This window comes from Nocardia sp. BSTN01 (assembly GCF_015354405.1).
In the GTDB taxonomy this organism is placed as follows: Bacteria; Actinomycetota; Actinomycetes; order Mycobacteriales; family Mycobacteriaceae; genus Nocardia.
Window position 1 is genome coordinate 72,764 of record NZ_JADKYP010000031.1, and the last position, 10,412, is coordinate 83,175.

The window sequence follows — 10,412 nt, forward strand, 5'->3', positions numbered from 1 at the left end:
AATCAGAGCGCGTGGATATCGGGCGCCATCTCGATCAGGCGTTCCAGGCGCGGTGGGGTCCACGGCCCGTCCGGTCCGAGGATCACATGGTCTATTCCGGTGGCGGCCAGAGTTTTCAGGTGCTCCAGCACCGGTCCGTGATCCGCGTCGATATCCAGGGCCGTGGTGACGGTCTTCTCGATCGTGGAATAGTCGCGGCCGATCTCGTCGCACCGTCGCCGCAGCACCGTGAGTTTGTGCGCCAGATTGTCGGCGTAGCCGGTACCGGGGAGGTCGAAGAGATTGCAGGCGTCGGCATAGCGCGCCACCAGCGGCAGGGTTTTGCGTTCGCCACTGCCGCCGATCAGGATCGGCGGATGCGGGCGCTGGATCGAATTCGGTGAATTGAGCGGCCGCGCCAACTCGTAATGGTGGCCCCGATAGGGCGTCTCGTCCTCGCTCCACATGCGGTGTGCGATCTGCAGGAGTTCCTCCAGCTGTTCGAAGCGTCGCGGCAGGCGCGGGAACGGAATGCCCAGGCCCTCGGCCTCGAAGGTGGTGCGTGGTCCCATCGGTTCCGGATCGAAGGGCGCCCCGGCGCCGACGCCGAAGATCAGGCGGCCGCCGCTGAGTACGTCGAGGGTGGTCGCGGATTTGATCAGCACGCCGGGGTGGCGATACGGCACCGCCGTGACCAGGGTGCCGAGCCGGATGCGGTCGGTGATTCCGGCGAGAAATCCCAGCGCGGCGTAGGCCTCGAGCATCGGCGACTCCGGCGGATGCCCGCTGATGCCGATCTGGAAGAAGTGGTCCATCACCCAGAGGCTGTCGATTCCCGAGGCGTCGGCGGCCTGCGCGAGTTCCGTGACCGCCGAACCGATGCCGCTGCCCGGGACGGGCCAGGAGAAGTCGGTGAGTGCGATGCCGATTTTCACGTATGTCTTCCGTTCAAAGTTATTAGCCGGGCAACGACTATAACGTGAGTCGGCTAACGAAAACAACACCTCTACGCTGAACACACCATGACCGACGACGACTTCCAGACCGCGTTCTGGTCCACCAAACACGCCCTCGCCGTGGCGGCGGCCGCCGCCTACGCCCGGCACGGGGTGTACGAGGGCCAGCAGTTCATCCTGCGACAGCTCTGGCAGGAAGACGGTCTGACGCCCGGTCAGGTGGCCAAACGACTGGGCCTGGCGACGCCCACGGTCACCCGGGCGACCACCCGGATGGAAGCGGCCGGACTGGTCCGGCGCGAACCGCATCCCACCGACCGCCGACTGGTCCGCCTGCACCTGACCGCGCGCGGGCGCGACCTGGAGCACGAGATCGAAGCCGAGAGTGCGCGGCTGACCGAACGGGCGCTGACATCGTTCAGTACCGCCGAACGCGCCGCCCTCTTCCGTGCGCTGCGCCGCATCGAAGCGAATCTCACCGAGTCCGCGCCCGCCACCGAGGCGAACCCCGGCCGGGCCGCACGCTGACTCCGCCGGCCTAACCGCAGGCGTTGACCCACTCGGACATGCCATCGGCGAACAGCTGGCGCTTCCAGATCGGCACCTCGTGTTTGATGCGGTCGACCAATTCCGCGCACGTCTCGAAGGCCTCGCGGCGGTGCGGCGCGGCGACCGCCACCGTGATCGCGAGATCCCCGACGGTCAGCGCGCCCACCCGGTGCACCGCCGCGACCGGCAGGCCGGCGGACTTCCCGACCTCGGCGCACACCCGGGTCAAGAACCTCTCCGCCTCGGGATGAGCCGAATACTCCAGGGCCGAAACCGCCTGTCCGCCATCATGATCGCGTACCTTGCCGGTGAAGACGACGACCGCGCCGTGTTCGGGTCCGGTGACCGCGCGCTCGACCTCGTCGGGCTGCAACGGCTGATCGCTGATGCGGGTGAGCGGCGTGTACTCACTCATGGCGGCCTCCTCCGGCGACCTGGGCCAGCAGATGATCCAGCAACGGTTCCAGGACCGCGATCCCGTCGCGGACCCCACCCGGTGAACCGGGCAGATTCACGACCACCGTAGTGCCGGACAGGCCGGCGACGCCACGGCTCAGGGCGGCCAACGGAAAGGCGGCCGTGCCACGCTGGCGGATCAGCTCGGCCACGCCCGGCAATTCCCGATCCAGCACCGCCAGCGTCGCTTCCGGAGTGGCATCGGAGGGCGAGGCACCGGTGCCGCCGGTGGTGATCACCAGTCCCGGCGTGCCGTCGAGCGCGTCGCGCAGGCCGGCCTCGATCTCGGCATCGGCGTAGACCAGCGGTCCGCGCACGGAAAAGCCCAGTCCCGCAAGCCACTCCGTCAGAACCGGACCGGTCTTGTCGACCCGGGTACCGGCCGCGACGCCGGTCGAGGCGACGACCACGACCGCGGTCCGGGAGCCCTCACCGGAGCGCGTCGCGCGGTGTGCCGCATCGCCGTGTCGCCCGCCGGGGGCGGTGTGCGCGCTCTCGGGCGATTCCGCCTGGTGCCGGGCCGGCTGAACGTCGGGCGTCCGGTGTGCCTGGTGTTGCCGGTGTGGCGTGGGCGCCACAGCTTTCGGTTGCGGCGGAGCTCCGGCCGCGTGGTGACCGGTGTGGGCGCGGTCGTGTGGACCGTCGGTGGCCGGCCCCCGGTGTGCGGGCACGTCGAGATCCGGTGCGGGTGCGGCGGACGAATCAGCCGATACCGCAGCATCTTCGGGCCGGGTGGCATCCGGCCGTTCCCAATGACCGCGCTTACCACCGTCTTTGGTCAGCAGGCGCACACCGTCCAGGACGGCCGCCGGATCCACCGCCTTCACCATGTCGTGCAGTGTGAGGCCGGCGATGGCGACCGCGGTGAGCGCCTCCATCTCGACGCCGGTGGGGCCCTTCGTCTTCGCGCGCGCCTCGATCGTGATCGCGGCCTCGGTGAAACCGAAGCGCACATCCACCGACGACAGCGCCAGCTGATGGCACAGCGGAATCAGCTCAGAGGTCTTCTTCGCCCCCGAGATACCGGCGATGCGGGCCGTCGACAGCACATCCGCCTTCGGCAGGTCGTCCGCGCGCACCAGCGCCACCACCTCGGGCGTCGTCCGCAACAGGCCGGCCGCAACCGCCACGCGTGTCGTCTCCGCCTTGGCGCTCACATCGACCATGCGTGCCCGGCCTTCCGCATCGACATGCGACAAAGCCGCGGCATCGGGCAGTTCGTTCACAGTTCGCGCACCCTCACCAGCGAACCGGCCGCCACCGTCGTGACCTCGGCCGGAATTTCGATCAGAACATCGGCCTGGGCCATCGCCGCCACCAGATGCGACCCGGGCCCCGACACCGAACGCACCCCCGCACCTTCGCGCCGGCCCCGCAGGAACTGGCGCCGGCCCGCCGGGGAACGCACCGGATCCAGCAGCGCCACATCGTAATTCGGCACCGGAGCCAATCCGCTCAGCTGCCGCAGGATCGGCCGGGCGAACACCTCGAACGACACCATCGTGCTCACCGGATTACCCGGAAAACTCAGAATCGGAATCCCGTCGACCACGCTGACGCCCTGCGGACCGCCGGGCTGTACGGCCACCGAACCGAATTCGCCGCCGAAATCGGCCAGCACCTCCTTGACCACTTCGAAATCGCCCTGCGATACCCCACCCGACGTGAACACCACATCCGCGGCCGCCGTCGCGATCGACAACTTGCGGCGGAACTCGCCCGGATCGTCGCGGCTGTGCGACACGTCCACCACATCGATCCCGTTGGCGCCCAACGCCGCGGCCAGCGCGATGCCGTTGGAGTTGTAGATCTGCCCCGGGCGCAACGCGACACCCGCCGACACCAGCTCGTCGCCCGTCGTCAGGACGGCCGCCCGGATCCGCCGCGCCGCCGTCACCGAGCTGATGCCCACCGCCGCCAGCGCCGCGATCCGATGCGGCGACAACAACGACCCGGCCGCCATCAGCAACTCACCGCGCCGAATATCGGTACCCGCCTCGCGCACGAAATCGCCCGCGTTACGGCCGCGTTCGATCGACACCCCGCCGTCGACGGCGCGGGTGTCCTCCACCGGCACCACACAATCGGCGCCCGGCGGAATCGGCGCACCCGTCATCACCTTGACCGCCGCCCCGTCCGGCAATCGGTCCGGGCCGCCCTGACCGGCGGCCACCACACCGGCCACCGGCAGCGTCACGGGCGTCACCGCCACCGACTCCGCCCGGACCGCATATCCGTCCATCCCCGAATTGCGGAACACCGGCAGGTCCAACGGCGACCGCACATCCTCGGCCAGCATCCGCCCCCGAGCCCCGTGCAACGCCAACTGCTCCACCTGCCGCGTCGCCAGCGGTCGCAGCAACTGTTCGATCCGCTCCCGATGATCCTCGACGGACCGAGCCACAGTCTTGGCAGGCTGACTCATACGGTCAGCCTAGCTGTGTATATGGCCTTCGCTTCGCTCCGGCGGGTCTCGGCCCCCTGGGCCTCGATTTTTCACTCCTCCGGTCAGTCGCTGCGCTCCCTCCCTCCGTCGCTGCAAAATCGACGCGGGCCGAGACCTTGGGGGGACACCGTTGCGGGGGTGATCGGCCTCCGCGTTCGCTTGCTCCGGGGTGCTCGGCTACCTCACAGGTGGTGACTTGCGGGACGTGAGGTGGGGGTGGCCCCCATAATGGAGGAGTGACCGTCGTTCTCATGGGGATTCCCGCCGTCCGGGGCGGGCGGCCCTCGCTGGACGGACGGCCCGACACGGACCTGCTCATCGACAGATTCGGGCGTACGGCCCGGGATCTGCGCGTGTCGATCACCGAAAAGTGCTCGTTGCGTTGCACGTACTGCATGCCGGAGGAGGGGCTGCCGGCCATTCCGGCCGACGAATTGCTCTCGGCCACGGAGATCGTGCGGCTGGTGGAACTCGCGGTGCGTCGGCTGGGTGTCCGGGAGGTGCGCTTCACCGGCGGCGAGCCGCTGATGCGGCGCGATCTCGAGCAGATCGTCGCCGGATGCCATGCCGCGGTTCCCGAGACACCGCTGGCCATGACCAGTAACGGCGTCGGGCTGGAACATCGCGCTCGCGCGCTGGCGGCCGCGGGGCTCGGGCGGGTCAATATCTCTCTCGATACCGTCGACCCTGCCGGATTCGCGCGGCTCACCCGCCGGGACCGGCTCGGTTCGGTGTTGACCGGCATCCGTGCCGCCCATGCCGCCGGCCTCTACCCGGTCAAGGTCAATGCGGTGCTGATGCGCGAAACGCTTTCGGGTGCGGTCGATCTGCTGCGATGGTGTCTGAACGAGGGATGCGAACTGCGTTTCATCGAGGAGATGCCGCTCGACGCCGATCACGAATGGGCGCGGACCAACATGGTCACCGCGGCCGAACTGCTCGACGTTCTCGGCACGGCCTTCACCCTCACCGAGGCCGGGCGCGCCGATCCGTCCGCCCCGGCGGAGACCTGGCTGGTGGACGGCGGTCCGGCCACGGTCGGCATCATCGCCTCGGTCACCCGCCGATTCTGCGGCGACTGCGACCGCACCCGCCTGACCGCCGACGGCATGATCCGATCCTGCCTGTTCAGCGATCAGGAATACGATCTGCGTTCACTGCTGCGCGCCGGCGCGAGCGACGACGACCTGGCGCAGCTGTGGCGCGGCGCGATGTGGAACAAATGGGCCGGGCACGGCATCGATGCCGCCGATTTCGTCCCCCCGGAACGCACGATGGGAGCCATCGGTGGTTGAGGTCAGATATTTCGCCGCGATCGCCGACGCGGTCGGCAAATCCAGCGAACATCTCGACCTGCCCGAGTCGGCGACGGTCGGTGACCTGCGCTCCGCGTTGCGCTCGGCCTACGGCGCCGATCTGGATCCGATGCTGAAGGTCTGCGCCTATCTCGTGGGCGAGGAACTCACCCGCGACGACAGCACGCGCCTGACCGCCCGCGTCGACGTACTACCACCGTTCGCGGGCGGCTGACGGAGATCAGCTCTCTTTCCACCACGTGTCCAGCGGCGACACCGGAACGGTGCGCTTGTGCCGGGTGTTGCGATAGATCTCCTCGACGCGCTCGGCGACCTCCGGTGAGACGTCCTTACCTTCGAGGTAGTCGTCGATCTGGCTGTATTTCAGGCCCAGCGCCTCTTCGTCCGGCAGGGCCGGGCGGTCGTCTTCGAGGTCGGCGGTGGGAACCTTCTGCCACAGCCGCGGCGGCGCGCCCAGTTCCTGCAACAGCGCCGCACCCTGCCGCTTGGTCAGGCCGGTCAGCGGAGTGATGTCCACGCCGCCGTCGCCGTACTTGGTGAAGAATCCCGTCACCGCTTCGGCGGCGTGGTCGGTGCCCACGACCAGCAGATTCAGCTGTCCGGCAACCGCGTACTGGATCACCATGCGTTCGCGGGCCTTGATATTGCCGCGCACGAAATCGCGTAACTGGGCCTGCTCACCGAGCAGCTCGCGCACACCCTCGGCGGTGGCGGCCGCCACCGCGTCGGCGCCCGGCTTCACATTGACCTCGACCGAGCGGTCGGGCCGGATGAAATCCAATGCCACCTCGGCATCCTCGGCATCGGCCTGGGTGCCGTACGGGAGCCGGACCGCGACGAACGTCGCCTCCCGGCCGCGGGCCCGCAGTTCCTCGGCGGCGAGCTGGCACAGCTTGCCGGTGAGCGTGCTGTCCTGACCACCGCTGATGCCGAGAACGAAACCCGTTGCCGGGGTGGAACTCAGATAGTCGGCCAGGAATTCGACACGGCGCCGCACCTCGACCTTCGGCTCGATCCCGGCCGCGACACCCAATTCGGCGATGATCTGTTCGCGCAGGTTCCCCATGGGGCCACTCTACTGGGCGGGCGCCACGAGCGCGCGCACCACGTTTTCCCAGTGGTCGGCGATCTGTTCGGGCCGATAACCCAGGACGCGCATTTGATGCAGGACCAGGCCGGCGTCGAGGATGGCCAGCAGTGTGTCGGCCGTCAGCGCGATATCGCCACCCACTTCGAGCTGCCGAAGCAGCAGCGAGACATGGGTTTTCGAGATGTTGTACGGTGCGCTGGCGTAGCGGCCGGATTCGTCGGCGGCGCGGCGCATTTCGCCCTCCACCTCGATGCCGGCCAGACGGGCGCGTCCGTAGGCGATCAGCCGTTGCAGCGCCGGGGCGCCCGGGCCCAGCGGCGGCGGCCCGAACATGAACGCCGCCTGCAGTTTCTGCTCGGACTGGTCGAGCAGCGCCAGCATGAGACCGGAACGATTGCCGAATCGCCGGAACACGGTGCCCTTGCCGACGCCCGCGCGTTTGGCGACGGCGTCCATCGTGACGCCGTCGGCGCCGAATTCGCGGACCAGTTCCTCGGCGGCGTCGAGCAGCAGTTGCCGGTTGCGTACCGCATCGCTGCGCTCGGAGTGTTCGGCTACCGGCAGTGCGGTGGTGATCGCGGACGGCGGCAGTTCGACGGACACGGCCTCCAGCGGCAGTGTGCCGGGACGCGGCGCGGCGGGGAAGACCGGATCCGAGGTGTGCGGATCGGACGAATGGGATGAATTCGACGGCGGCGAATCCGGAGTGTCGCAGTTCACAGTTCGGTTTACCCCATGACCCGGGAATGAAAGCGGACCGTAGTCCGGTTAACGTGTCGTGAAAGCGGAAGCCACCGCCGCCCCACCGCACAAGGAGTGATCATGTCACAGACTCGCATTCTGGCTCTCGTCGGCAGCTTGCGTGCCGGTTCGATCAACCGGCAGCTGGCCGAGGCCGCCGCCCAGACCGCACCGGAAGGTGTCGAGGTCGATATCTTCGACGGTCTCGGGAATATTCCTTTCTACAACGAGGACATCGACGTAGCGGGTCAGGTGCCCGCGCCGGCGCAGGCGCTGCGGGACGCCGTCGCCGCCGCCGACGCGCTGGTGCTGTTCGTCCCCGAATACAACGGCACCATCCCGGCCGTGCTCAAGAACGCCGTCGACTGGGCCTCGCGTCCCTACGGCGCGGGTTCGATCAAGGACAAGCCGGTCGCCGTGATCAGCGCCTCGATCAGCCAGAACGCCGCGAAGTGGGCGCACGGTGACACGGTGAAGGCGGTCGGCGTGGCCGGCGGCGCCGTCGTGGAGAGCGCGCACCTGCACTTCGGCACCATCGGCCAGCGCTTCGGCGAGGCGCATCCGCGCGAGGACGCCGAGGCTCTGACCCAGCTCGCCGCCGCGATCACCGAACTGGTCGCCGCGCGGGAATCGGTCAACGCCTGAGCATGAGGCGGTAACCGGCTCGAGCTTTCGAGGGGTCGCACCCGACGGTGCGGCCCCTCTGTGGCGTCGGCCGGTGACCGGTCGGGCGTGACGTGACGGGCGTCCTGACGGCTGCGGCACAGGACTCTATAGGATATGAAAACCATTTCCATTAGGAGGTCGTCATGAAGGTGCGGAACTCGCTACGTTCGCTCAAGGACAAGCCGGGCGCCCAGGTGGTGCGACGCCGCGGCAAGACCTATGTGATCAACAAGAAGGAGCCGCGGTTCAAGGCTCGACAGGGCTGATCCGGTTCGGCGCCGACACGCCGAAGAAGGATGGCGGGGTGCCGCGTTCGTTCTCCGGAACGGGCGCGGCACCCGGCTGTTTCGGGGGTGTCGCAGTGGGCGAGTTGAGGTCGGCGTGACCGGTGTGACTCGAGGTGTCAGTGGGTTTGCTGAGAAAGAGCTGGACATAAAATCGTGATCTGCGCCACTGCCGTGTCGGGTTGCGAATCGACTGTCCTGGTACTTACGGCCGTCGAATTTCATGTTTGTGGTTCGCAACATGTCGTGTTGTATGAATCTGTCGGCCACTAGGTGTAGTGTCTTGAGCGCTGGAAGGGAGACGAACTCCGAGCCGATCACCACCGTGTGATCGCCGGTGGTGCCCCTACTTCCAGGGGTTTGCGCAGTACCAGATGGATCGTGCTCAGTACGGATGCTCACAGCAGATGGCGTACCGATTCAAGGCTGCATCGGATAAGGCAAGGAGAGAGGGTCACCCATGAGTATCACGGTCTACACCAAGCCCGCTTGTGTCCAGTGCAACGCCACCTACCGCGCGCTCGACAAGGCCGGTGTGGAGTACGACGTCGTCGATATCTCCGAGAACCCCGAGGCCCGCGACTACGTGATGGCGCTGGGATATCTGCAGGCCCCCGTCGTCGTCGCCGGCGACGAGCACTGGTCCGGTTTCCGTCCGGACCGCATCAAGTCCCTGGTGTCCGCCGCGGCCTGATCCGCTTCGGTCACCGTTCGTCCGATGTGGGAAGGGGGAGTGGGATGGCTGGGTTGTCCGGGGAAGGGACCCAATCGACGCCCGCTCTGGTCTACTTCTCGAGCGCTTCGGAGAACACGCACCGCTTCGTCGAACGGCTGGGTTTGCCGGCCGTTCGCATTCCGCTCCACACCGCCGATTCGCTGCGCGTCGACACGCCCTATGTGCTGATCTGCCCCACCTACGGTGGCGGCCGGCACGTGTTCGACGCGCAGCGCGGCGAGGGGGCAGCCGGGCGTTCGGACAAGGAATTCGTCCCCAGGCAGGTGGCGAAATTCCTCAACGATCCGCATAATCGTGCGCTGTTGCGCGGGGTGATCGCGGCCGGCAACACGAACTTCGGCGATACGTATTGCTATGCGGGAGAGGTGATCTCGCGCAAATGCGGGGTGCCGTACCTGTATCGCTTCGAACTGATGGGAACCGCCGAGGACGTCGAGCGCGTCCGAGAGGGATTGGGATTGTTTTGGCAACGACAACAGCACCGGCCGGAAAGACGGCCCGCCTAGAGCGCCCGGTCAGCACCGAGACCTCGACCGAGGGCTTGGACTATCACGCGCTCAACGCGATGCTGAATCTGTACGGACCCAACGGTGAGATCCAGTTCGACAAGGATGTCGCCGCCGCCCGGCAGTACTTCCTGCAGCATGTCAACCAGAACACCGTCTTCTTCCACAACCTCGACGAGAAGCTCGACTACCTCGTGGAGGAGAACTACTACGAGCCCGAGGTGCTCGACCAGTACAGCCGGGCCTTCGTCAAGAAGCTGTTCCAGCAGGCCTACGCCAAGAAGTTCCGGTTCCCGACCTTCCTCGGCGCCTTCAAGTACTACACGTCCTACACGCTGAAGACCTTCGACGGGAAGCGCTACCTGGAGCGGTTCGAGGACCGCGTCTGCATGGTCGCGTTGACGCTGGCCGCCGGTGAAGAGATCCTCGCGCAGCGGCTCGTGGAGGAGATCATCGACGGCCGCTTCCAGCCGGCCACCCCGACGTTCCTGAACTCGGGCAAGAAGCAGCGCGGCGAACCGGTCTCCTGCTTCCTGCTGCGTATCGAGGACAATATGGAGTCCATCGGGCGCTCCATCAACTCTGCGCTGCAGCTGTCCAAGCGTGGTGGCGGAGTCGCGTTGCTGCTGAGCAACATTCGCGAGCACGGCGCGCCGATCAAGAAGATCGAGAACCAGTCCTCCGGTG

General features: G+C 67.4%; 14 protein-coding genes. 8 read left to right on the forward strand and 6 right to left on the reverse strand.

Annotation, left to right across the window (positions count from 1 at the left end):
• Positions 1-2 precede the first annotated feature (2 nt).
• Entirely contained in the window at positions 3-914 is a 912-nt protein-coding gene (locus tag IRT45_RS23065; RefSeq protein ID WP_194807906.1) for an LLM class F420-dependent oxidoreductase, read from the reverse strand.
• An 87-nt stretch (positions 915-1,001) separates the two neighbouring features.
• On the opposite strand from IRT45_RS23065, the gene IRT45_RS23070 reads away from it, so the two are divergent.
• Positions 1,002-1,463, forward strand: a complete 462-nt coding sequence (locus IRT45_RS23070) for a MarR family winged helix-turn-helix transcriptional regulator (protein ID WP_194807907.1) — start codon at positions 1,002-1,004, stop codon at positions 1,461-1,463.
• A 10-nt stretch (positions 1,464-1,473) separates the two neighbouring features.
• Here IRT45_RS23070 and IRT45_RS23075 read toward each other — a convergent pair whose 3' ends face one another.
• The 3 genes from IRT45_RS23075 to glp are packed head-to-tail and all read right to left on the reverse strand — an operon-like array spanning position 1,474 to position 4,365.
• Positions 1,474-1,899, reverse strand: a complete 426-nt coding sequence (locus IRT45_RS23075) for a molybdenum cofactor biosynthesis protein MoaE (protein WP_194807908.1) — start codon at positions 1,897-1,899, stop codon at positions 1,474-1,476.
• Positions 1,892-3,166: a cyclic pyranopterin monophosphate synthase MoaC gene (gene moaC, locus IRT45_RS37120; protein WP_309241111.1), complete on the reverse strand. Its 1,275-nt coding sequence runs from the start codon at positions 3,164-3,166 to the stop codon at positions 1,892-1,894. The genes IRT45_RS23075 and moaC overlap by 8 nt, the downstream gene beginning before the upstream one ends.
• The gene (gene glp, locus IRT45_RS23090) at positions 3,163-4,365 is read right to left on the reverse strand and encodes a gephyrin-like molybdotransferase Glp (RefSeq protein WP_194807909.1); all 1,203 of its coding nucleotides are present in this window, start codon (positions 4,363-4,365) and stop codon (positions 3,163-3,165) included. Before glp ends, moaC begins: the two co-directional genes overlap by 4 nt.
• A 257-nt stretch (positions 4,366-4,622) precedes the next feature.
• Here glp and moaA point away from each other — a divergent pair, with 257 nt between their 5' ends.
• Positions 4,623-5,681 carry a GTP 3',8-cyclase MoaA gene (gene moaA / locus IRT45_RS23095; RefSeq protein WP_194807910.1) on the forward strand — a complete coding sequence of 353 codons (1,059 nt, stop codon included), beginning with the start codon at positions 4,623-4,625 and terminating at the stop codon, positions 5,679-5,681.
• Positions 5,674-5,916: a MoaD/ThiS family protein gene (locus tag IRT45_RS23100; RefSeq protein WP_036504097.1), complete on the forward strand. Its 243-nt coding sequence runs from the start codon at positions 5,674-5,676 to the stop codon at positions 5,914-5,916. The genes moaA and IRT45_RS23100 overlap by 8 nt, the downstream gene beginning before the upstream one ends.
• Positions 5,917-5,922: 6 nt before the next feature.
• Here IRT45_RS23100 and nadE read toward each other — a convergent pair whose 3' ends face one another.
• Positions 5,923-6,768, reverse strand: coding sequence for an ammonia-dependent NAD(+) synthetase (gene nadE / locus IRT45_RS23105; protein ID WP_194807911.1), 846 nt, complete (start codon positions 6,766-6,768; stop codon positions 5,923-5,925).
• 9 nt (positions 6,769-6,777) lie between these two features.
• A complete protein-coding gene (locus IRT45_RS23110) occupies positions 6,778-7,395 on the reverse strand; it encodes a TetR/AcrR family transcriptional regulator (protein ID WP_375540141.1) in 618 nt (205 codons plus the stop codon).
• A 219-nt stretch (positions 7,396-7,614) separates the two neighbouring features.
• On the opposite strand from IRT45_RS23110, the gene IRT45_RS23115 reads away from it, so the two are divergent.
• The 5 genes from IRT45_RS23115 to IRT45_RS23135 form a co-directional block, all read left to right on the forward strand.
• Entirely contained in the window at positions 7,615-8,178 is a 564-nt protein-coding gene (locus IRT45_RS23115) for an NAD(P)H-dependent oxidoreductase (protein ID WP_194807912.1), read from the forward strand.
• 164 nt (positions 8,179-8,342) lie between these two features.
• Complete coding sequence (ykgO, locus tag IRT45_RS23120; RefSeq protein ID WP_036504093.1) at positions 8,343-8,465, forward strand: type B 50S ribosomal protein L36; 123 nt, start codon at positions 8,343-8,345, stop codon at positions 8,463-8,465.
• A gap of 478 nt (positions 8,466-8,943) precedes the next feature.
• Positions 8,944-9,177 carry a redoxin NrdH gene (locus IRT45_RS23125; protein WP_194807913.1) on the forward strand — a complete coding sequence of 78 codons (234 nt, stop codon included), beginning with the start codon at positions 8,944-8,946 and terminating at the stop codon, positions 9,175-9,177.
• Between the two features lie 44 nt (positions 9,178-9,221).
• Complete coding sequence (gene nrdI, locus IRT45_RS23130) at positions 9,222-9,725, forward strand: class Ib ribonucleoside-diphosphate reductase assembly flavoprotein NrdI (RefSeq protein WP_051756104.1); 504 nt, start codon at positions 9,222-9,224, stop codon at positions 9,723-9,725.
• A gap of 59 nt (positions 9,726-9,784) precedes the next feature.
• Positions 9,785-10,412: ribonucleotide reductase N-terminal alpha domain-containing protein (locus IRT45_RS23135; RefSeq protein WP_305082321.1), on the forward strand; the 628-nt coding region annotated here is incomplete at its 3' end.